The organism is Brenneria izadpanahii, assembly GCF_017569925.1.
GTDB classification, from domain to species: Bacteria; Pseudomonadota; Gammaproteobacteria; order Enterobacterales; family Enterobacteriaceae; genus Brenneria; species Brenneria izadpanahii.
Window position 1 is genome coordinate 1,055,252 of record NZ_CP050854.1, and the last position, 21,331, is coordinate 1,076,582.

Annotated in this window: 16 protein-coding genes, 2 tRNA genes and 4 rRNA genes; 14 read left to right on the forward strand and 8 right to left on the reverse strand. The window is 51.5% G+C overall.

The window, feature by feature from the left end; all coding sequences use genetic code 11:
* Positions 1-15 precede the first annotated feature (15 nt).
* Entirely contained in the window at positions 16-786 is a 771-nt protein-coding gene (locus HC231_RS04625; protein ID WP_208229936.1) for a basic amino acid ABC transporter substrate-binding protein, read from the reverse strand.
* Between the two features lie 540 nt (positions 787-1,326).
* Between HC231_RS04625 and ftsB the strand changes: the two genes are divergently transcribed.
* The 7 genes from ftsB to rpoS all read left to right on the forward strand — a co-directional run bounded on the left by ftsB (position 1,327) and on the right by rpoS (position 7,124).
* Entirely contained in the window at positions 1,327-1,656 is a 330-nt protein-coding gene (ftsB, locus tag HC231_RS04630) for a cell division protein FtsB (RefSeq protein ID WP_208229937.1), read from the forward strand.
* Between the two features lie 3 nt (positions 1,657-1,659).
* Positions 1,660-2,376 carry a 2-C-methyl-D-erythritol 4-phosphate cytidylyltransferase gene (gene ispD, locus HC231_RS04635; RefSeq protein ID WP_208229938.1) on the forward strand — a complete coding sequence of 239 codons (717 nt, stop codon included), beginning with the start codon at positions 1,660-1,662 and terminating at the stop codon, positions 2,374-2,376.
* A 101-nt stretch (positions 2,377-2,477) separates the two neighbouring features.
* Positions 2,478-2,975 carry a 2-C-methyl-D-erythritol 2,4-cyclodiphosphate synthase gene (gene ispF, locus HC231_RS04640; RefSeq protein ID WP_208229939.1) on the forward strand — a complete coding sequence of 166 codons (498 nt, stop codon included), beginning with the start codon at positions 2,478-2,480 and terminating at the stop codon, positions 2,973-2,975.
* Positions 2,976-2,977: 2 nt separating this feature from the next.
* On the forward strand, positions 2,978-4,024 hold the full coding sequence (gene truD, locus HC231_RS04645) for a tRNA pseudouridine(13) synthase TruD (RefSeq protein WP_208229940.1): 1,047 nt from the start codon (positions 2,978-2,980) through the stop codon (positions 4,022-4,024).
* 127 nt (positions 4,025-4,151) lie between these two features.
* Complete coding sequence (locus HC231_RS04650) at positions 4,152-4,778, forward strand: protein-L-isoaspartate(D-aspartate) O-methyltransferase (protein ID WP_208229941.1); 627 nt, start codon at positions 4,152-4,154, stop codon at positions 4,776-4,778.
* Between the two features lie 277 nt (positions 4,779-5,055).
* Positions 5,056-6,084: a murein hydrolase activator NlpD gene (nlpD, locus tag HC231_RS04655; RefSeq protein ID WP_208229942.1), complete on the forward strand. Its 1,029-nt coding sequence runs from the start codon at positions 5,056-5,058 to the stop codon at positions 6,082-6,084.
* A 53-nt stretch (positions 6,085-6,137) separates the two neighbouring features.
* Complete coding sequence (gene rpoS, locus HC231_RS04660) at positions 6,138-7,124, forward strand: RNA polymerase sigma factor RpoS (protein WP_208229943.1); 987 nt, start codon at positions 6,138-6,140, stop codon at positions 7,122-7,124.
* A gap of 177 nt (positions 7,125-7,301) precedes the next feature.
* Here the strand turns inward: rpoS and proS are convergent, their stop codons facing one another.
* From proS to metN, 6 genes are all read right to left on the reverse strand, one after another.
* On the reverse strand, positions 7,302-9,020 hold the full coding sequence (gene proS, locus HC231_RS04665) for a proline--tRNA ligase (RefSeq protein WP_208229944.1): 1,719 nt from the start codon (positions 9,018-9,020) through the stop codon (positions 7,302-7,304).
* A 202-nt stretch (positions 9,021-9,222) separates the two neighbouring features.
* Positions 9,223-9,930, reverse strand: coding sequence for a tRNA (N6-threonylcarbamoyladenosine(37)-N6)-methyltransferase TrmO (tsaA, locus tag HC231_RS04670; protein WP_208229945.1), 708 nt, complete (start codon positions 9,928-9,930; stop codon positions 9,223-9,225).
* Positions 9,927-10,337 carry an Rcs stress response system protein RcsF gene (rcsF, locus tag HC231_RS04675; protein WP_208229946.1) on the reverse strand — a complete coding sequence of 137 codons (411 nt, stop codon included), beginning with the start codon at positions 10,335-10,337 and terminating at the stop codon, positions 9,927-9,929. The genes tsaA and rcsF overlap by 4 nt, the downstream gene beginning before the upstream one ends.
* 114 nt (positions 10,338-10,451) lie before the next feature.
* A complete protein-coding gene (locus HC231_RS04680) occupies positions 10,452-11,267 on the reverse strand; it encodes a MetQ/NlpA family lipoprotein (RefSeq protein ID WP_208229947.1) in 816 nt (271 codons plus the stop codon).
* Between the two features lie 69 nt (positions 11,268-11,336).
* Positions 11,337-11,990 carry a methionine ABC transporter permease MetI gene (locus HC231_RS04685; RefSeq protein ID WP_208229948.1) on the reverse strand — a complete coding sequence of 218 codons (654 nt, stop codon included), beginning with the start codon at positions 11,988-11,990 and terminating at the stop codon, positions 11,337-11,339.
* Positions 11,983-13,014: a methionine ABC transporter ATP-binding protein MetN gene (gene metN, locus HC231_RS04690; protein ID WP_208229949.1), complete on the reverse strand. Its 1,032-nt coding sequence runs from the start codon at positions 13,012-13,014 to the stop codon at positions 11,983-11,985. Before metN ends, HC231_RS04685 begins: the two co-directional genes overlap by 8 nt.
* Before the next feature lie 180 nt (positions 13,015-13,194).
* Here metN and gmhB point away from each other — a divergent pair, with 180 nt between their 5' ends.
* The 7 genes from gmhB (at position 13,195) to rrf (HC231_RS04725) (ending at position 19,734) form a co-directional block, all read left to right on the forward strand.
* The gene (gmhB, locus tag HC231_RS04695; RefSeq protein ID WP_208229950.1) at positions 13,195-13,770 is read left to right on the forward strand and encodes a D-glycero-beta-D-manno-heptose 1,7-bisphosphate 7-phosphatase; all 576 of its coding nucleotides are present in this window, start codon (positions 13,195-13,197) and stop codon (positions 13,768-13,770) included.
* A 372-nt stretch (positions 13,771-14,142) separates the two neighbouring features.
* Positions 14,143-15,684, forward strand: a 16S ribosomal RNA gene (locus tag HC231_RS04700).
* A gap of 175 nt (positions 15,685-15,859) precedes the next feature.
* A tRNA-Glu gene (locus HC231_RS04705) sits at positions 15,860-15,935 on the forward strand.
* Between the two features lie 257 nt (positions 15,936-16,192).
* Positions 16,193-19,187, forward strand: a 23S ribosomal RNA gene (locus tag HC231_RS04710).
* Positions 19,188-19,371: 184 nt separating this feature from the next.
* A 5S ribosomal RNA gene (gene rrf / locus HC231_RS04715) occupies positions 19,372-19,487 on the forward strand.
* A gap of 18 nt (positions 19,488-19,505) precedes the next feature.
* Positions 19,506-19,581, forward strand: a tRNA-Thr gene (locus tag HC231_RS04720).
* A 37-nt stretch (positions 19,582-19,618) separates the two neighbouring features.
* Positions 19,619-19,734, forward strand: a 5S ribosomal RNA gene (gene rrf / locus HC231_RS04725).
* Together the 16S, 23S and 5S rRNA genes with 2 tRNA genes alongside form the textbook arrangement of a ribosomal RNA operon.
* Positions 19,735-19,924: 190 nt before the next feature.
* Here rrf (HC231_RS04725) and pssA read toward each other — a convergent pair.
* Positions 19,925-21,280: a CDP-diacylglycerol--serine O-phosphatidyltransferase gene (gene pssA, locus HC231_RS04730; protein ID WP_208229951.1), complete on the reverse strand. Its 1,356-nt coding sequence runs from the start codon at positions 21,278-21,280 to the stop codon at positions 19,925-19,927.
* Positions 21,281-21,331: the final 51 nt, after the last annotated feature.

The following is a 21,331-nucleotide window of genomic DNA, read 5'->3' on the forward strand; positions in this document are numbered from 1 at the left end:
TTGTGAGGGCGCCGATTACTCAGTGGGTAAAGCGGGTACATCGTCATCAAACCAGGTCTGGTAGATTTTGGCATAGGTGCCGTCAGCAATGATTTTCTTCAGGCCGGCATTAATTTTATCGCGCAATGGCTCATTGCCTTTCGCCACGGCGATCCCGAAATACTGACGTTCAAATTTCGCATCGGAAACCAGGCTGAACTGTTTTTCAGGATGGGTCTTAATGTAAAACTTCACCACGCCGACATCGCCCACCGCCGCGCCGATACCATCTTCATATAGCTCCTGCAGCATCAGCGGCGTGTTGTCAAAGCGTTTGATTGCGGTACTGTTTTTGCCCAGCACGTTAGAAACCACCAGATCGCCGGTGCTGGAGTTAACCACGCCGACTTTGTAATCCTTCAAGGAGGCAATGGAATCGACGGCGGAGCCTTTCGGTACGACGATCGCCTGTTCCGCCGGGAAATAAGGAGATGAAAAATCGACCATTTGTTTGCGTTTGTCGGTAATGGTGATGCCGGAAATAATGATGTCGCGATCGCCGGAGTTCAGCGTGGCGAAGATGCCTTCCCACGGCGTGTTGACGAGTTTGATATTGAAGTTTTCAGCTTTGGCTATGGCTTTAATGATGTCGATATCAAAACCTTCTAATTCTTTCTGGGCGTTTTCAAATTCGAACGGACGATAGGTGCCGCCGGCTCCGACCATATAAGTCGGCTCTGCGGCAATAACGGTACTTGAGATAGCGGCGGCAAATACCGCGCTAATCAATAAAAGTCGTTTAAACATGTTTCCCTCGGTTTGAAATTAAATTTTTTTTATGCGCTTTGGCTGGGTAAAAGTACACAGATAGCGATAAAGCTTCAACTTGCCCCTGCTTGGACGGATTTTTATTCCGTTTATCGCTAACGTTATCTAACCCGATAAAAGCCAAAGGAAACAATAACAAAAAGCCTTACAAAAGAAATGGGCATTTGATCGCGGATAGCCATATGATTCAGTTATATATAAGGCGTTGATAAGTAAGCGTCCGCGCAGGCGGCGTTCAAAGACGCGCGCGTTTTGGCAAGGGAAACGCGGCGATGAGGTTAACGCTTGCGATGCCTTTCGCCGTGGACGTTCTGGCGTCCGATCCTTAAACGCGCAGTATTGCCTGCGCGGACGATTACCCGGTTAATTCTCCGTTGACGGTAGGATATTTGACATCGATCCGGTCGCGAACAGCCCTATTATCATCCTCCTCAGAGGAGATTCTTGCTGCCCTCCGCCAGACAGTGTGGAGTCGAAGCAAAAGTTATGGGATGATTAGGCGGTTTTTCAGGGGGCGGGATGGGAAAACTTACGCTGTTATTATTGATAATACTTGGCTGGCTTCAGTATTCGCTGTGGCTAGGGAAGAATGGTGTTCATGATTATGTTCGGGTTAAAGACGACGTTGTCGTCCAGCAAGGGAACAATGCCAAGCTGAAGGCCCGTAACGAACAACTGTTTGCGGAAATCGACGATCTGGACGGCGGACAGGAAGCGATTGAAGAGCGCGCGCGCAATGAACTGGGCATGATTAAACCCGGAGAGAGCTTTTATCGTCTGGTTCCTGAGTCCGGCTACCGCAGTAGTACGACTACCCCGTCATCGTTACCCAACAATACATCACATTAACGCATGCTAAAACAAACTGCTTCCCAGCCAGAGGTTGTCGCTGTCTTACCTGCCGCCGGCAATGGCAGCAGGATGCAAAGCGCTTGCCCTAAACAGTATTTAATCATCGGCAATAAAACCATTCTTGAACACGCGATCGGCGCACTGTTGTCTCATCCCCGCATCACCCGCGTGATTGTCGCCATTAGCCCTGATGATGCCCGCTTTCACACTTTACCTATCGCCGGCGATCCGCGCGTCGGCGTGGTCATCGGCGGTAAACAGCGCGCGGATTCCGTACTGGCGGGGCTGGATAGCGTCGCTGACGCTGAATGGGTGCTGGTGCATGACGCGGCGCGTCCCTGTCTGCATCAGGACGATCTCGACCGGTTGCTGAGTATTACTCTGCATAGTGACGTCGGGGGAATTTTGGCGTCTCCCGTCCGTGATACCATGAAGCGCGGCGCGGGAACGATGATAGAGCACACGGTAGAGCGCAATGACCTGTGGCACGCATTGACGCCGCAGCTGTTTCCATTAGCGCTGCTGAAAACCTGTCTACGGCAGGCGCTGCATGATGGCGCGACAGTAACAGACGAAGCCTCCGCTCTGGAGTATTGTGGTTATCACCCGCAAATAATCAGCGGGCGAGCTGATAATATCAAAGTCACTCGTCCGGAAGATCTGGCGTTGGCTGAGTTTTATTTAACGAATTTACAGCATAGCCGTTCTATCCCCTAAATATGCGAGCCGCGGGCGGCCAACGCGCCGGCGGCTTGAAGTATGACGGTTATATTGGGTAAACCTACATTCTACTGAATAAGTCATAAGGAGAACGCACGATGCGTATCGGTCACGGTTTCGATGTTCATAAATTTGGTGGCGAAGGTCCACTGGTGATCGGCGGGGTGCGTGTTCCTTACACTCAAGGGCTGCTTGCGCACTCTGACGGGGATGTCGTGTTGCATGCGGTGACGGATGCGTTGCTGGGCGCCGCTGCAATGGGCGATATCGGCAAACTGTTTCCCGATACCGATCCGGCGTTCAAAGGCGCCGACAGCCGCGGATTGCTGCGCGAAGCGTGGCGCCGCATCAGCGAAAAAGGTTACCGGTTGGGCAACCTGGATGTCACGATTATCGCTCAGGCGCCGAAAATGGCCCCCCACATTCCGCAAATGCGCGTCAATCTGGCGGAAGATCTGCAAAGCCATATGGACGATGTAAACGTCAAGGCCACCACCACTGAGCAGCTTGGCTTTACCGGCCGGGGTGAGGGTATCGCCTGTGAATCCGTCGTACTCTTGGTGAAAAATGAAACGGATGAAATCGTCGCATGGTAGGCATGGAAAAAAGCGAAGCGCTTACCTGGCTGCATGGTGAACCGCGGGCATCGGGCGTACTGAAGTCCGCGGCGGAAGATTTCATGGTTATTGAGGATTTGGGATTTCAACCGGATGGCGAAGGCGAGCACATCCTGGCGCGGATCCGTAAACGCGGCTGCAATACGCAGTTTGTGGCGGACGCGCTGGCGAAATTCGCCCGAATCCCTCAACGCGCGGTGAGCTACGCAGGTCTGAAAGACCGCCATGCGGTTACGGAACAGTGGTTTTGCCTCCACATTCCTGGCAAGGCCTCCCCTGATTTACGCGATTTCACGCTGGAAGGCTGCGAGGTGCTTGAGTTTGCACGACATCGCCGTAAATTGCGTATTGGCGCATTGCAGGGGAATGCTTTTACCCTGGTGTTGCGCCAGGTCAGCGATCGGGCTGAGGTGGATGCCCGTTTGCAGCTGATTGCGCAATACGGCGTACCTAACTATTTCGGCAGTCAGCGATTCGGCAAAAACGGCAATAATCTGGAGCAGGCCCGTCTCTGGGCGAACAACGATATCCGGGTTAAGGAACGCAGTAAGCGCAGCTTTTATCTTTCCGCCAGCCGCAGCGCATTGTTTAATCAGGTAGCCAGCGCCCGCTTGGCGCAGCGGTTGGCTAAAACGGTTTTGTGCGGCGACGCATTACAATTGACGGGGCGCGGCAGTTGGTTTGTCGCCAAAGCGGATGAGCTGCCCGCTTTACAGACGCGGCTTGACGCCGGCGAACTGCAGATAACGGCGCCTTTGCCGGGCGATGGCGCGCCGGGCACGCAGGATGCCGCGCTGATTTTTGAACAGGAGAGCCTTGCCGGGCAGGAAACATTGCTGTCTTTGTTGCAGCGTGAACGGGTGGAGCCGGCTCGCCGGGCGATATTGCTCTATCCGCGGCAAATGCGCTGGGATTGGCGGGACGAGACAACGGTTGAACTAAAATTCTGGTTGCCGGCGGGGAGTTTCGCTACCAGCGTCGCGCGTGAAATATTGAATCCGCATCAAGACATGGATATCAACGCCTGATGTATTGCGGTTTGTTTTTTATTGAATGGATATCAGTGACAACAATGATGGTGGCTGCAAATTTTACCCCGACGGGGAAAATGAGTGTATCGACGACAAGGTTAACCAAAGCAGAGGTTAGCGGGGTATGGTAAATAAACGCATGCAAACGCTGCTGGAGCTGTTGCGTCAGCAGGGAATACAGGATGAGCGCCTGCTACAGGCGATAGCCGCCGTGCCCAGAGAACGCTTTGTTGACGAGGCTTTTGAACATAAAGCGTATGAAAATACGGCGTTGCCGATAGGGTCCGGTCAAACGATTTCGCAGCCTTATATGGTCGCGAAAATGACGGAGTTATTGCGTTTGACGCCGGTTTCCCGCGTATTGGAAATCGGCACCGGTTCCGGCTACCAAACTGCGATCCTGGCGCATTTAGTTAAGCATGTCTGTTCCGTTGAGCGGATTAAAGGGCTTCAATGGCAGGCTAAACGCCGTCTTAAACAGCTTGATTTGCATAATGTATCTACCCGTCATGGCGATGGCTGGCTGGGGTGGGCGTCGCGCGGGCCTTTTGACGCGATTATCGTTACGGCCGCCCCGCCGGAGATCCCCCAAGCCCTGCTGGATCAGTTGGACGAGGGCGGCGTGATGGTGCTGCCGGTTGGCGAGCAGTCACAAATGTTACAGTTGGTTAAGCGTCAGGCGGGCGAGTTCATTATCCAAACAGTTGAGGCAGTTCGGTTTGTTCCTCTAGTCAAAGGCGAATTAGCCTGATACGGTTGCGGCGGCGCTATTCGTTGTTGTTGAAAATTTAAGATTTCAATACAACTGGTTTATGGTATGGGCTGGCTGATATTGCTAGCATCGGATAAAGATGTTGTCTCTCCGGTTTCGTTTCTGTACCAGGGATGAAGAAATGGCGATCTTTCTTGTTCCGATTGACGAAAAAAATACCTGAACTCAGCTACGCTACAATGGGTATGTGCTACAAATATCTGAACTGATTACTGAATTTTATAGTTATAGGGGAGTAAGGCGCATGGGAAGCCGAATGATGAATTTGCGTCAGATCGCTGCTTGTTCGATGGTTGTCTTAGGGTTGGCTGGCTGTTCTAACGATAATACCAAATCCGCGCCGATCAGCAGTGTCGGCGGAAATACGGGCAGCAGCAGAAGCGCCATGCCGTCTGCCTCCTCATCACAGATAACGCCGTCCGCCGGGGCGAACGTGACCACCCGTGACGGTCGAATCGTTTATAACCGCAGTTATGACAATATCCCCAAAGGAAGCTATAGCGGCAATACCTATACGGTTAAGCGGGGAGACACGCTGTTTTATATCGCCTGGATTACCGGCAACGATTATCGGGACCTCGCCCAACGCAACAATATTCCTGAGCCTTATAGCTTGAATGTCGGTCAGACGCTGAGTCTGGGCAACAGTGTAAATACCGGCGGAGCGGCGGCCGGCGGCGGTATGTTGGCGGCTAGGGATGCAACTGCGGGCGGCGTACCTGTACCGCCTTCTAGCAACCAAATACAAACGAGTAGTCAATTACAAACTACGCCGGTTGATTCTCAGTCAAGTAACGCGTATTCTGATAATTCGGGTAAACAGAATGTAGGTAAGATGTTACCTGCAACAGGGGCAGCGACGACCGCTCCTGTTACCGCACCAGCGGCTGTTGCCAGCAGCAATACTGCTGCTGTCGGCAGTTGGCGTTGGCCCACCGAAGGGAAAGTCATTGATAGTTTCTCCGATTCTGAAGGGGGAAATAAAGGGATTGATATCGCCGGCACGCGTGGACAACCCGTTATCGCTACCGCCAGCGGGCGCGTAGTTTATGCGGGCAACGCCTTGCGAGGTTACGGTAATCTGATAATCATCAAACATAATGATGACTACCTGAGCGCCTACGCCCATAATGAAAATATGCTGGTCCGGGAGCAACAAGAGGTCACGGCGGGGCAGAAAATAGCTACTATGGGTAGCACCGGAACCAGTTCAGTTCGTTTGCATTTTGAAATTCGTTACAAGGGGAAATCCGTAAACCCGCTGCGTTTTCTTCCGCAGCGATAAATCGGGCAGAGTATTTCGGTATTCTGCCATGGGATCACGGGTAGGAGCCACTTATGAGCCAAAGCACGCTGAAAGTTAACGAGTTACATGAAGATGCTGATTTTGAAGAGAATGGACTTGACGTTTTTGACGATAAGGCGCTGACAGAGGAAGAAACCAGTGATACCGCTGAAGAAGAGCTGTTATCACAGGGGATTCCGCAGCGTGTTTTAGATGCGACGCAGCTCTATTTGGGAGAAATTGGTTATTCACCGCTTTTAACTGCTGAAGAAGAAGTCTATTTTGCCCGGCGAGCATTGCGTGGCGATACGCCATCGCGCCGCCGGATGATAGAAAGTAACCTGCGGTTGGTAGTAAAGATTGCCCGCCGTTACAACAATCGAGGTCTGGCGCTATTGGATCTGATTGAAGAAGGTAACCTTGGTCTGATCCGAGCCGTTGAGAAATTCGATCCGGAAAAAGGGTTTCGTTTTTCAACATACGCCACCTGGTGGATTCGGCAAACCATAGAACGGGCGATTATGAATCAGACCCGAACCATTCGTTTGCCAATCCATATCGTTAAAGAGCTTAATGTCTATCTGCGTACCGCACGCGAACTTTCTCATAAACTGGATCATGAGCCGAGTGCGGAAGAGATTGCCGAACAGCTCGACAAGCCGGTTGATGATGTTAATCGCATGCTTCGTCTGAATGAGCGCATTACGTCTGTTGATACCCCATTGGGGGGAGATTCGGAAAAAGCGCTGTTGGATATTCTTGCGGATGAAAAAGAAAATGGGCCGGAAGATACCACTCAGAATAATGATATGAAGCAGAATATCGTTAAGTGGTTGTTTGAACTGAACGCGAAGCAGCGTGAAGTGTTGGCCCGTCGTTTTGGTCTGTTAGGATATGAGGCGGCTACGCTGGAAGATGTCGGTCGGGAAATCGGTCTGACGCGTGAGCGCGTTCGGCAGATTCAGGTCGAAGGGTTACGTCGTCTGCGGGAAATCCTGCAGGTGCAAGGATTGGATGTTGAAGAGCTATTCCGTGAATAATTGCCGATTGGCAGCTTTCGACGGAATAGAAATGGTGGGGGAACCCACCATTCTTTTATAGCTGGACGCCCTGTCCGCTGTGCCGTTTAAACATTCCTTCGTAACGTTAAAAAACGCTTCCGGCGTTTTTTTTATGCCTGTCCTTCCCCACCAGCGGAAAGGACAGATTTCCGGCGGTTAGCGCACAACGTTTGCCACCAGGAAATCGACGATTTCGCTGGTTTTAATCATTTGCTTTTCACCGCCGCGGCGATTTTTATATTCAATCTCTTCATTATCCAGGTTGCGATCGCCAATGACGATAGTGTGCGGCACGCCAATCAGCTCCATATCGGCAAACATCACGCCCGGACGCTCTTTCCGGTCATCCAGCAGAACTTCGATACCTTTTGCCCGCAGCTGTTGATAAATATCTTCGGCAACCTCTTTCACACGGAAAGATTTGTGCATATTCATCGGCAGAATGGCGACGTGGAAAGGCGCGATAGCGTCAGGCCAGATAATGCCGCGATCGTCATGGTTTTGCTCAATGGCCGCAGCCACCACGCGGGTGATGCCAATACCATAGCAGCCCATCGTCAGGATCTGATTACGACCGTCTTCTCCCTGAACGGTCGCTTTCATGGCTTCGGAGTATTTGCTGCCCAATTGGAAAATATGGCCGACTTCAATACCGCGTTTGATCTGCAGCGTGCCTTTGCCATCCGGGCTAATATCGCCTTCCACAACGTTGCGAATATCGGCGACCATCGGCAGAGCCGCATCGCGCTCCCAGTTGATGCCAAAATAGTGTTTGCCGTCAACGTTGGCGCCGGCGCCGAAATCGCTCATCGCCGCGACGGTGCGGTCGACCACGGCGGGAACCGGTAAATTAACCGGTCCCAGCGAGCCGGGGCCGGCGCCGATAATAGCGCGGATCTCTTCTTCCGTGGCGAATGTCAGCGGGCTGGCTACCAGTTCAAGTTTTTCGGCTTTAACTTCATTTAATTCATGATCGCCGCGAACCAGCAGGGCAACCAGCTTATGGCCGCTTTCCTCGGCGGCTTTCACCAGCAGCGTTTTTACGGTTTTCTCAACCGGCAGCTTGAATTGCTCGACCAGTTCAGCGATGGTCTTGGCGTTTGGCGTATCAACCAGACGCATCTCTTCTTTTGCTTCAGCACGTCCTAATTTAGGCGCGACGGCTTCCGCCAACTCAATATTGGCGGCATAGTCAGAGCCGGTAGAGAAAACGATATCGTCTTCGCCACTGGCCGCCAGCACCTGGAATTCATGGGAAGCGCTGCCGCCGATGGAGCCGGTATCGGCCTGAACCGGTCTGAAATCCAGATCCATACGGCTGAAGATTTTGCTGTAGGCGGCGTACATCGCATCGTATGTGACCTGCAATGACTCCTGCGAGGTGTGGAAAGAGTAGGCATCTTTCATCAGGAACTCGCGGGAACGCATTACGCCAAAACGGGGGCGGACTTCATCGCGGAATTTGGTCTGAATCTGAAAGAAATTCAACGGCAGCTGCTTATAGGAGCTGATTTCGTTACGAATCAAATCGGTAATGACTTCTTCATGCGTCGGGCCGAGTACGAACGGGCGCTCGCCGCGATCGACAAAACGCAGCAGTTCCGGACCATATTGTTCCCAGCGGCCGCTCTCCATCCACAAATCGGCGGGCTGAACGACGGGCATGGATATTTCGATTGCGCCCGCGTTGTTCATCTCTTCGCGAACGATGTTTTCAACTTTTTTCAGAACCCGCAGGCCAGTCGGCAGCCAGGTATAAAGACCGGAGGCCAGTTTGCGGATCATCCCGGCTCGGAGCATCAGCTGATGGCTGATCACTTCCGCATCGGCAGGCGTCTCCTTCAGTGTGGAGAGCAGATATTGGCTAGTACGCATGGTGTTTTAGTTCCGTTAGAACGACGAATGGCATCAGGCTGCCAGTGCAGCCGAAGATATAAAAAGTGGCTTAGTTTACCAGTGTGAGCCGTTCGTCAAAAGAGACTCTGAACAATTTTATGGCGGGCTGACGCGGTTCGCTGCTTACGTCCGTCACTATAGGTTTAGAAAACGAGTAGGTTTAGAAAATGTTTCCACGTTTTTAGCATGTTTCGAGACACAGGACTTCAGTTCCCTCGGCCGATACCCGCCAGCGGACGTTAAATTCCAGCAGCAGAACGGCGTATTCCCGCTCGCTGTCCTCGCCTTTGCGATAGGCCGGGCGTGGATCCTGAGCGAGTACCTGGAGAATAAAACGTTTTAAATGGGGATATTTTTTCTGATGCGCGGCGATCTGCCGCTCGGCTAGAGAGGAAAAAATAACCGGCATGGCGGCTTCCGGGGCCATCTGTGCAAAACCAGCCAGGGCGTGAGGCTGGCTTTCCGCAAATGGCAAATAGGGCTTGATATCGATTACCGGGGTTCCATCGACCAGATCGAGGCTTCCCAGCTCCAGTGTTACCGAATCGCCTTTGGTGTGGACCGCTTTCAGTTCCACCAGCGACATGCCGACAGGATTGGGGCGAAAGGTTGAACGTGTCGCAAAAACGCCCACGCGCGCATTTCCGCCTAATCTGGGGGGCCGAACCGTAGGACGCCAGCCGCCCGCCATGGTTTGATGGAAAATAAACAGAATCCAGATGTGGCTAAAGTCGGATAGTCCACGCACGCATTCAGGCTGGTTATATGGCGGTAATAGTTGAAGCTCACCTCCGCCATCTTCAATCAGACCAGGCTGCCGCGGAATCGCAAATTTTTCTTTATAAGGGGAGCGAATAACGCCGATCTGATTAAGAAAAAATTCCGTCATTGATTAGGCACTTGTAGCGCCGAACCTTGGCAAACCGCTTGACGATAACAGCCGGCAACGCCGCTGATAATCTGGCAATCATGCAGCAGAACGGCATTGGCTTTCATGGCGGTCGCTCGGCTCTGCATTCTCTTGCGGGCGTTAGCGAGGCTGGGCGGCGCGTCCTGAGCGCTGACCTGACAGGATGAGCCGGAAACTTCGCCCATATCCCGGAACGGGCTGCCAACTAATTCCTCGGCGTTTTTGTATAATACCGCCGGAGCAACGGGGCGAGGGGCTGGTTTAGGTTTAGCCGCCGGCTCTACTTTAGTTTCGCTTGCGGGGCGGTGCTCCGGGGCCGGTGACTTTTGTAATAAAGAACATCCTGTTAGCGACATTGCTAACAGAATAAGCGGTAAGGCGCGCATAAGATTTCCTCAGTTCTTCCTTTTAAGAGCGGATATTGAAGCAAGCTATTACACAAATAACAAGACGGGCCGCAGCCCGTCTTGGATATATTTTGTAAAAGTAGTAATAATGGTTTACCAGCCTTTAACGGCGCCGCCGTTAAAGATTTTATTGGCCGCTTCGTTCACTTCATCTGACTGGTACGCCTGGACGAATTTTTTCACATTTTCGGCGTCTTTATTATCTTCGCGTGAAACTAAAAGGTTCACGTAAGGAGAATCTTTTTCCTCGATAAATATACCATCTTTGGTCGGCGTCAGATTGATTTGGCTGGCATAGGTGGTATTGATAACCGCCAGTGCGATCTGGGCGTCATCCAGCGAACGTGGTAACTGAGGCGCTTCCAGTTCAACCAGCTTCAGATTTTTCGGGTTTTCCGTTACATCTAAAACAGTCGGCAGCAGGCCAACGTTTTCTTTCAGCTTAATCAGCCCTACTTTCTGCAACAGCAATAAGGTCCGGCCCAGGTTTGTTGGATCGTTCGGCACCGCTACCTGAGCGCCGTCCTGCAATTCATCCAGCGACTTTATTTTTTTGGAATAGCCGGCAATGGGATAAACAAAGGTGTTACCCACGGAAACCAGTTTATAACCACGATCTTTAATCTGTTGATCCAGATACGGTTTGTGTTGGAAGGCATTAAGGTCGATATCGCCTTTGCTCAATGCTTCATTAGGTAATACGTAATCATTGAACGTGACTAACTCAACATCCAAACCATATTTATCTTTCGCCACTTTTTGAGCGACTTCCGCAACTTGCTGCTCTGCGCCAACGATGACGCCTACTTTAATGTGATTAGGATCTTTTTCTTCCTGACCGCATCCCGCTATAGCCAATGCGCCGATCAAGGCGCCGATGGCTGCGATGGATTTTAATTTGATAGCCATATCCTTCCCTCTAAATTATTAATGTCTTTGTAGCATGTGCTTGGAATAAGCGCATGCGAGTTTCAATGCTTACTTATGTGTGACGGCTTTTACTGCACGATCGCCGCAGAACTGAATCAGGTAAACCAGAATAACCAGCAATATTAATACCGTATTCATCACTGTCGCGTTATAACCAATATAACCATATTGATAACCAATTTGACCTAAACCGCCGGCGCCAACGGCTCCTCCCATTGCGGAATAGCCAACAAGTGTGATGAGCGTGATGGTCGCGGAGTTAATTAGCCCCGGTAATGCTTCCGGCAACAATATTTTTCTGATGATTTGCATCGGGGTCGCCCCCATGGCGCGTGAGGCCTCAATCAATCCCGTAGGAATTTCCAGCAGAGCATTTTCTACCATACGGGCAATAAAAGGCGCCGCCCCGACGGTTAATGGGACAATTGCCGCCTGCAGGCCGATGGATGTGCCGACAATAATTCGGGTAAAGGGGATCATCCAGACCAGTAAAATAATGAACGGGATGGAGCGAAAAATATTCACTAACGCTGAAAGCCCGCGGTAAAGTTTGGGATTGGCGATAATTTGTCCCGGCCGGGTGATGTAAAGCAGCACGCCCACCGGTAGGCCCAGCACAAAACCAAAAAAGCCGGAAACCAATGTCATCGCCACGGTTTCCCACACGCCGCGGACCATTAGCCACATCATGGCTTCAGACATAACCTAATACCTCGATATTTGCATGGTGATCCTGCAGGAATTTTATCGCCGCCTGAGTATCCGCCTCCTGGCCGTGCATTTCCGCCAGCATAATGCCGAATTTTACTCCGCCTGCATAATCCATCTGCGCACTGATAATATTATTGTTGACGTTGAAACGACGGGCGACTTCAGACAGCAACGGCGCGTCCACGGATTGACCGGTGAACTCCATACGTAGCAACGGCACGCTGCCTTCCCGCCGCGTCGGCGTCATACGTTCAACATAATCCTCGGGAATATCCAAATGTAATGTTGAATGAATGAATTTCTGCGCCAGCGGCGTTTTGGGGTGGGAAAACAGTTGCCCCACCGTGTCCTGCTCAATCAGACATCCGCCGCTGATCACCGCAACCTGGTCGCAGATACGTTTTACGACGTCCATTTCGTGGGTGATTAACAGGATCGTCAGTCCCAGGCGACGATTGATATCTTTAAGTAATGTCAAAATGGATCGGGTGGTGGCCGGATCTAAAGCGCTGGTTGCTTCGTCGCACAATAAAACTTTAGGATTGCTGGCTAATGAACGGGCAATCGCCACACGCTGTTTTTGTCCGCCGGAAAGGTTGGCCGGATAGACGTCATGCTTGTCGGACAAACCAACGATATCCAGTAATTCATTCACCCGACGCGCGATTTCGGCTTTGGGCGTGTTATCAAGTTCCAGCGGAAGGGCGATATTGCCGAAAACTGTGCGCGATGAAAGCAGATTAAAATGTTGGAAAATCATCCCAATCTGACGGCGCGCTTGTGTTAGCTGGCTCTCGGATAATTTCGTCAGATCCTGCCCGTCAACCAGCACGGTACCTTGGGTCGGCCGCTCTAATAAATTGACGCAGCGAATCAGCGTGCTTTTACCTGCACCCGATGAGCCAATGACGCCATAGATTTGTCCTTTGGGAACATGAAGGTTTACATTGGCAAGCGCAGTGATTTCTCGCCCGTTTTGCTGAAAAACCTTAGTAATATTAGAAAGTTCAATCATAAATTTTGTTGTAAGCGCCTATGGCTGGGTAAATCAGATTCTGAAGAGTCAGAATGTTAGCTGGATGGTAGGGCGTCTAGACGTCTAAGTCAATTGGGATTGTCGTTACCCCGGCATTCTCTCTGATGATGAAAACATGCGATACTAACCGGCAATTTACGCCATCGGGAGCAAAAGTAAGTGGCACAGAGTGTTCCAGCAGTTTTTCTTGATCGTGACGGTACGATCAACGTCGATCACGGTTATGTTCATGAGATCGATCAGTTTCAATTCATTGATGGCGTTATTGATGCCATGCGTGAGTTGAAAAATATGGGATTCACGTTAGTTCTGGTTACCAACCAATCGGGCATTGCCCGCGGTAAATTTACTGAAGATCAGTTTATGCAACTGACAGAATGGATGGATTGGTCTTTGGCCGATCGCGGCGTGGATTTGGATGGCATCTATTTCTGTCCGCATCATCCAGAGTTCGGGAGCGAAGAGTACCGTCAGGTCTGCGATTGCCGCAAACCGGAACCGGGCATGCTGATTTCCGCCCAGCGTCATTTAAATATCGATATGGCCGCTTCTTATATGGTCGGTGATAAAGCTGAAGATATGCAGGCCGCAATTGCTGCGGGCGTTGGAACCAAAGTTCTGGTTCGTACGGGTAAACCCATCACCGAGCTGGGCGAATCTCTGGCCGATGACATTATCAATAGCCTGGCAGACTTGCCTCAGTGGATAAAAACGCGCGCTAAATCGACCAAGTGAACGAATGTTGCGCAAACAGTAAAAAGTTGGCGATATTCGCTTGCGCTTCTGAATCGGCTCCCTATAATGCGCCTCCATCGACACGGCGCGGTGAACTCACCGGCGGGTCGGTAAGAAAAAGAGAATCAAATGTTTAAAATAAACATTGACTCTTAAAGAGGGAAGCGTAATATACGCCACCTCGCGCAGCGGCTCAGGCCACGGCGCACTGCTCTTTAACAATTCAATCAGACAATCTGTGTGGGCACTCACAAGACCGTATCGGCAACGATATAAAAAAGTCTTGAAGAGTGACAACAGTAAATTCATTACGAATAAACAGTTATTAATTCTTTGAGCACAGCTTTTAATTAAGCGAATCAAACAAATCTTAAATTGAAGAGTTTGATCATGGCTCAGATTGAACGCTGGCGGCAGGCCTAACACATGCAAGTCGAGCGGCAGCGGGAAGAAGCTTGCTTCTTTGCCGGCGAGCGGCGGACGGGTGAGTAATGTCTGGGGATCTGCCCGATGGAGGGGGATAACTACTGGAAACGGTAGCTAATACCGCATAACGTTGCAAGACCAAAGTGGGGGACCTTCGGGCCTCACACCATCGGATGAACCCAGATGGGATTAGCTGGTAGGCGGGGTAAAGGCCCACCTAGGCGACGATCCCTAGCTGGTCTGAGAGGATGACCAGCCACACTGGAACTGAGACACGGTCCAGACTCCTACGGGAGGCAGCAGTGGGGAATATTGCACAATGGGGGAAACCCTGATGCAGCCATGCCGCGTGTGTGAAGAAGGCCTTCGGGTTGTAAAGCACTTTCAGCGGGGAGGAAGGGGATAAGGTTAATAGCCTTATTCATTGACGTTACCCGCAGAAGAAGCACCGGCTAACTCCGTGCCAGCAGCCGCGGTAATACGGAGGGTGCAAGCGTTAATCGGAATGACTGGGCGTAAAGCGCACGCAGGCGGTCTGTTAAGTTGGATGTGAAATCCCCGGGCTTAACCTGGGAACTGCATTCAAGACTGGCAGGCTAGAGTCTCGTAGAGGGGGGTAGAATTCCAGGTGTAGCGGTGAAATGCGTAGAGATCTGGAGGAATACCGGTGGCGAAGGCGGCCCCCTGGACGAAGACTGACGCTCAGGTGCGAAAGCGTGGGGAGCAAACAGGATTAGATACCCTGGTAGTCCACGCCGTAAACGATGTCGACTTGGAGGCTGTGGTCTTGAACCGTGGCTTCCGGAGCTAACGCGTTAAGTCGACCGCCTGGGGAGTACGGCCGCAAGGTTAAAACTCAAATGAATTGACGGGGGCCCGCACAAGCGGTGGAGCATGTGGTTTAATTCGATGCAACGCGAAGAACCTTACCTACTCTTGACATCCAGAGAACTTTCCAGAGATGGATTGGTGCCTTCGGGAGCTCTGAGACAGGTGCTGCATGGCTGTCGTCAGCTCGTGTTGTGAAATGTTGGGTTAAGTCCCGCAACGAGCGCAACCCTTATCCTTTGTTGCCAGCGATTCGGTCGGGAACTCAAAGGAGACTGCCGGTGATAAACCGGAGGAAGGTGGGGATGACGTCAAGTCATCATGGCCCTTACGAGTAGGGCTACACACGTGCTACAATGGCGCATACAAAGAGAAGCGACCTCGCGAGAGCAAGCGGACCTCATAAAGTGCGTCGTAGTCCGGATTGGAGTCTGCAACTCGACTCCATGAAGTCGGAATCGCTAGTAATCGTAGATCAGAATGCTACGGTGAATACGTTCCCGGGCCTTGTACACACCGCCCGTCACACCATGGGAGTGGGTTGCAAAAGAAGTAGGTAGCTTAACCTTCGGGGGGGCGCTTACCACTTTGTGATTCATGACTGGGGTGAAGTCGTAACAAGGTAACCGTAGGGGAACCTGCGGTTGGATCACCTCCTTACCAAAAGCCTGATACAGGTTAGTGCAGTGTCCACACAGATTGTCTGATGAACGTCATGAGCAAAAGCGTTATCCGGTAGAGTGCGGCGACAAACAACAATGTCGCTCGATTTTCTCTGGAAAATCTCGCCTCTACCCGAAATTATCGAATCGGTGATTCGACAGGCAAATTTCGGGTCCCCTTCGTCTAGAGGCCCAGGACACCGCCCTTTCACGGCGGTAACAGGGGTTCGAATCCCCTAGGGGACGCCAGCGCATCCGACCAGTCCGGTGAAAGCGGGGGTCATCCAGTAAGTCATGAAATGATTACTTACGTCATATCCTAAAGCTGATTAGCAATAGTCAGGTTTTATGATATTTGCTCTTTAACAATCTGGAACAAGCTGAAATTTGAAACGATGCGGCTGAACCTGTCTCTCCGTGCAGTATTGAGATGTGGTTTGGTTGTATCAGAGTCTCTCAAATAATCGCAATGCGAACGTGTTTTACGAAACACCTTCGGGTTGTGAGGTTAAGCGACTAAGCGTACACGGTGGATGCCTAGGCAGTCAGAGGCGATGAAGGGCGTGCTAATCTGCGAAAAGCGTCGGTAAGGTGATATGAACCGTAACAGCCGACGATACCCGAATGGGGAAACCCGGTGCACTTGTGCATCATCGTTTGATGAATCCATAGTCAAACGAGGCGAACCGGGGGAACTGAAACATCTCAGTACCCCGAGGAAAAGAAATCAACCGAGATTCCCCCAGTAGCGGCGAGCGAACGGGGAAAAGCCCAGAACCTGAATCAGTTTGTGTGTCAGTGGAAGCGTCTGGAAAGTCGCACGACAGAGGGTGATAGTCCCGTACACAAAAATGCACAGATTGTGAGTTCGATGAGTAGGGCGGGACACGTGATATCCTGTCTGAAGATGGGGGGACCATCCTCCAAGGCTAAATACTCCTGACTGACCGATAGTGAACCAGTACCGTGAGGGAAAGGCGAAAAGAACCCCGGCGAGGGGAGTGAAATAGAACCTGAAACCGTGTACGTACAAGCAGTGGGAGCCTTGATTAATCAGGGTGACTGCGTACCTTTTGTATAATGGGTCAGCGACTTATATTCTGTAGCAAGGTTAACCGAATAGGGGAGCCGCAGGGAAACCGAGTCTTAACTGGGCGTTAAGTTGCAGGGTATAGACCCGAAACCCGGTGATCTAGCCATGGGCAGGTTGAAGGTTGGGTAACACTAACTGGAGGACCGAACCGACTAATGTTGAAAAATTAGCGGATGACCTGTGGCTGGGGGTGAAAGGCCAATCAAACCGGGAGATAGCTGGTTCTCCCCGAAAGCTATTTAGGTAGCGCCTCGTGAACTCATCTACGGGGGTAGAGCACTGTTTCGACTAGGGGGTCATCCCGACTTACCAACTCGATGCAAACTGCGAATACCGTAGAATGTTATCACGGGAGACACACGGCGGGTGCTAACGTCCGTCGTGAAGAGGGAAACAACCCAGACCGCCAGCTAAGGTCCCAAAGTCATGGTTAAGTGGGAAACGATGTGGGAAGGCCCAGACAGCCAGGATGTTGGCTTAGAAGCAGCCATCATTTAAAGAAAGCGTAATAGCTCACTGGTCGAGTCGGCCTGCGCGGAAGATGTAACGGGGCTAAACCATGCACCGAAGCTGCGGCAGCGAACGTATCACCCAAGACAATTTGGCGATGTTGAATAACGATTGATGGAGCGAAGCGACATCAATGCGTTTTACAAAGTCGAGTTGGCTTAGGGATACGTTCGTTGGGTAGGGGAGCGTTCTGTAAGCCTGCGAAGGTGGCCCGTGAGGGTTGCTGGAGGTATCAGAAGTGCGAATGCTGACATAAGTAACGATAATGCGGGTGAAAAACCCGCACGCCGGAAGACCAAGGGTTCCTGTCCAACGTTAATCGGGGCAGGGTGAGTCGACCCCTAAGGCGAGGCTGAAAAGCGTAGTCGATGGGAAACAGGTTAATATTCCTGTACTGGGTGTTGCTGCGAAGGGGGGACGGAGAAAGCTAGGTTGGCCGGGCGACGGTTGTCCCGGTTTAAGCGTGCAGGTGGGTGTTTTTGGTAAATCCGGAACACTGTTAACACTGAGGCGTGACGACGAGTCACTACGGTGACGAAGTAACCGATGCTACGCTTCCAGGAAAAGCCTCTAAGCTCCAGGCAACACGCAATCGTACCCCAAACCGACACAGGTGGTCAGGTAGAGAATACTCAGGCGCTTGAGAGAACTCGGGTGAAGGAACTAGGCAAAATGGTGCCGTAACTTCGGGAGAAGGCACGCTGGATTTGGTGAAGTCCCTCGCGGATGGAGCTGAGACCAGTCGCAGATACCAGCTGGCTGCAACTGTTTAATAAAAACACAGCACTGTGCAAACACGAAAGTGGACGTATACGGTGTGACGCCTGCCCGGTGCCGGAAGGTTAATTGATGGGGTCAGCCTTTGGGCGAAGCTCTTGATCGAAGCCCCGGTAAACGGCGGCCGTAACTATAACGGTCCTAAGGTAGCGAAATTCCTTGTCGGGTAAGTTCCGACCTGCACGAATGGCGTAATGATGGCCAGGCTGTCTCCACCCGAGACTCAGTGAAATTGAACTCGCTGTGAAGATGCAGTGTACCCGCGGCAAGACGGAAAGACCCCGTGAACCTTTACTATAGCTTGACACTGAACCTTGAGCCTTGATGTGTAGGATAGGTGGGAGGCTTTGAAGCGTGGACGCCAGTCTGCGTGGAGCCGACCTTGAAATACCACCCTTTAATGTTCGATGTTCTAACGTGGGCCCCTGAGCGGGGTTGCGGACAGTGTCTGGTGGGTAGTTTGACTGGGGCGGTCTCCTCCCAAAGAGTAACGGAGGAGCACGAAGGTTAGCTAATCCTGGTCGGACATCAGGAGGTTAGTGCAAAGGCATAAGCTAGCTTGACTGCGAGAGTGACGGCTCGAGCAGGTGCGAAAGCAGGTCTTAGTGATCCGGTGGTTCTGAATGGAAGGGCCATCGCTCAACGGATAAAAGGTACTCCGGGGATAACAGGCTGATACCGCCCAAGAGTTCATATCGACGGCGGTGTTTGGCACCTCGATGTCGGCTCATCACATCCTGGGGCTGAAGTAGGTCCCAAGGGTATGGCTGTTCGCCATTTAAAGTGGTACGCGAGCTGGGTTTAGAACGTCGTGAGACAGTTCGGTCCCTATCTGCCGTGGGCGTTGGAAGATTGAGAGGGGTTGCTCCTAGTACGAGAGGACCGGAGTGAACGCACCACTGGTGTACGGGTTGTGATGCCAATTGCATTGCCCGGTAGCTACGTGCGGAAGAGATAACCGCTGAAAGCATCTAAGCGGGAAACTTGCCTCGAGATGAGTCTTCCCTGGGACTTTAAGTCCCCTGAAGGGCCGTTGAAGACGACGACGTAGATAGGCTGGGTGTGTAAGCGTTGCGAGACGTTGAGCTAACCAGTACTAATGACCCGAGAGGCTTAACCTTACAACACCGAAGGTGTTTTAGAGAGACAAAATCGTCGGTAACGATTTTGAACGGTGCGGAGCACTGGCCCCGTGGGGGTGAGTATCAGGATGATACGAATAGACTCAGAGAAGTTCAGCTTGTTCGAAGATTGGTTCCGATGGTTGCAGAGAAAACTGCGACGGTTGGGATAAAACAGAATTTGCCTGGCGGCGATAGCGCGGTGGTCCCACCTGACCCCATGCCGAACTCAGAAGTGAAACGCCGAAGCGCCGATGGTAGTGTGGGGTCTCCCCATGTGAGAGTAGGGAACTGCCAGGCATCAAAACAACTAGGTGCGCTGATATGGCTCAGTTGGTAGAGCGCACCCTTGGTAAGGGTGAGGTCCCCAGTTCGACTCTGGGTATCAGCACCAGATTTACGGGTTAATGTTTCGGCTTAAAAAGAATTTACCTGGCGGCGATAGCGCGGCGGTCCCACCTGACCCCATGCCGAACTCAGAAGTGAAACGCCGTAGCGCCGATGGTAGTGTGGGGTCTCCCCATGTGAGAGTAGGGAACTGCCAGGTTTCAATTAAGACAAAGGGCCATCCGATCGGATGGCCCTTTGTCTATCTGTAAAGTCCTCCCGATATGCTTTTCCATCCTGCGAATTCCCAGAGAAAAGCAGTCGCTCTGTCATATTCAGACAGTCAGATCATAAAGGCCGCAATGCTTAAAAAGTATTGCGGCCTTTATGGTTTTTGATAACGGGAAATATTAGAGGATGCGGCTGATAAGCCTGTCTATGCGGATGCGGCGTAAGCGCCGAATAAGTTTACGCACCTTTATCGGATATTGCGCGATGCTTTCCAGCTCCATGTAGCTTGCTATGATATGGGTATGTACCCGGATACTTTCCAGTTCCTGTAGGCGCTGCGTCAGCAAAACTTTTTTCGGATCGTGAATGAGGATGGCATTTTCCAGATCCAGGCGCCAAGCGCGCGGATTGAGATTATTACCGGTCAGCAACTGCCATTTATCATCAACCCACATACCTTTAAGGTGGAAGCTATTGTCGCCGTCTTTCCATAAACGTATGACGAGCTGCTGGTTGTCGATATAACGCTGCAAACGGCTTAGAAATCGGCGCAGGTTGATTTCATAAAGATAGGGTAAAGCGCCTATGATTTTAAACGGCTGATCTTCTGGAATATAAAAATCATTTGCGGTTTTATCGCCAATAATGATTTCAACCTTTTTCCCTTCCCGCAATAGCCGGATAATGTTTCTGACCAGCAGGGCGGGCAGGTTAAAATACGGCGTGCACATCACCAGATGATTATCCGTACAATACATTAAGTGATGAATGGTTCTATTCAGCGGGCTTTTTTTACCTAATCCCACTAATGGCGTAACGGTAAGTTGATCGTTAACGTCACCGCAGTTCGGCGTCTGATAGGTTGCGATACGCAATGACTGCCTGAATTGCCGGGTTTCGTTTTTGATTTCCAGACTTTTCGGACGATCGCTGCGATCCAACCGGTGTATTGCCGATGCCGACAGAATATCTTGAATATACTGCGCCATGGTATCGGCCAGTATTGGATTGTGGATGATCTGATAGCGATCGTAGCGGTATTTATCGTGCTGATGCAGATAGACGTCGTTCAGGCTCGCACCGCTGTATATCACGGTATCATCAATAATAAAGCCCTTTAGGTGCAGGACGCCCAGCGCCTCGCGCGTATTAACGGGCACGCCATAGATGGGAAACTGCGTGTCGGCGTGTTTTTGCGCCATCTCGCAATACCAGTCGGCATTGGTGTTCTCCGCCGCCGCGCCTATTCGTCCGCGTTGTGCGCGATGCCAGTCTACCAGTACGCGGACATCAAGTTCGGGACGCTGCCGTTTGGCTTCATATACCGCAGACAAAATCCCCATACCGCCATCGTCATGTTCCAGATATAACGCCACCAGATAAATACGTTTTCTGGCCTGCAGAATAGTATTCACCAGTGTGGTACGGAAGAGTTCAGGTGTGTGGAGTGTCTGAACGTCATCAGCTGTCTGAGGGATTTTGGGCAGTTGTGCAAGGTGTTGTTGGTATTTATTGCGTTTAAGTTTTGACAACATCACAGTGCGTTTCTTCTCTCATCAGTGTATGACCGGCAGGTCATCATCAAA

Bases quoted from the DNA above. Each gene is read 5' to 3' on its own strand.
- tsaA (WP_208229945.1), bottom strand. From the start codon at position 9,930: ATGACGGAATTTTTTCTTAATCAGATCGGCGTTATTCGCTCCCCTTAT.
- HC231_RS04685 (WP_208229948.1), bottom strand. From the start codon at position 11,990: ATGTCTGAAGCCATGATGTGGCTAATGGTCCGCGGCGTGTGGGAAACC.
- ispF (WP_208229939.1), top strand. From the start codon at position 2,478: ATGCGTATCGGTCACGGTTTCGATGTTCATAAATTTGGTGGCGAAGGT.
- rpoS (WP_208229943.1), top strand. From the start codon at position 6,138: ATGAGCCAAAGCACGCTGAAAGTTAACGAGTTACATGAAGATGCTGAT.
- ftsB (WP_208229937.1), top strand. From the start codon at position 1,327: ATGGGAAAACTTACGCTGTTATTATTGATAATACTTGGCTGGCTTCAG.
- HC231_RS04625 (WP_208229936.1), bottom strand. From the start codon at position 786: ATGTTTAAACGACTTTTATTGATTAGCGCGGTATTTGCCGCCGCTATC.
- proS (WP_208229944.1), bottom strand. From the start codon at position 9,020: ATGCGTACTAGCCAATATCTGCTCTCCACACTGAAGGAGACGCCTGCC.
- HC231_RS04680 (WP_208229947.1), bottom strand. From the start codon at position 11,267: ATGGCTATCAAATTAAAATCCATCGCAGCCATCGGCGCCTTGATCGGC.
- truD (WP_208229940.1), top strand. From the start codon at position 2,978: ATGGAAAAAAGCGAAGCGCTTACCTGGCTGCATGGTGAACCGCGGGCA.
- rcsF (WP_208229946.1), bottom strand. From the start codon at position 10,337: ATGCGCGCCTTACCGCTTATTCTGTTAGCAATGTCGCTAACAGGATGT.
- HC231_RS04650 (WP_208229941.1), top strand. From the start codon at position 4,152: ATGGTAAATAAACGCATGCAAACGCTGCTGGAGCTGTTGCGTCAGCAG.
- nlpD (WP_208229942.1), top strand. From the start codon at position 5,056: ATGATGAATTTGCGTCAGATCGCTGCTTGTTCGATGGTTGTCTTAGGG.
- metN (WP_208229949.1), bottom strand. From the start codon at position 13,014: ATGATTGAACTTTCTAATATTACTAAGGTTTTTCAGCAAAACGGGCGA.
- ispD (WP_208229938.1), top strand. From the start codon at position 1,660: ATGCTAAAACAAACTGCTTCCCAGCCAGAGGTTGTCGCTGTCTTACCT.
- pssA (WP_208229951.1), bottom strand. From the start codon at position 21,280: ATGTTGTCAAAACTTAAACGCAATAAATACCAACAACACCTTGCACAA.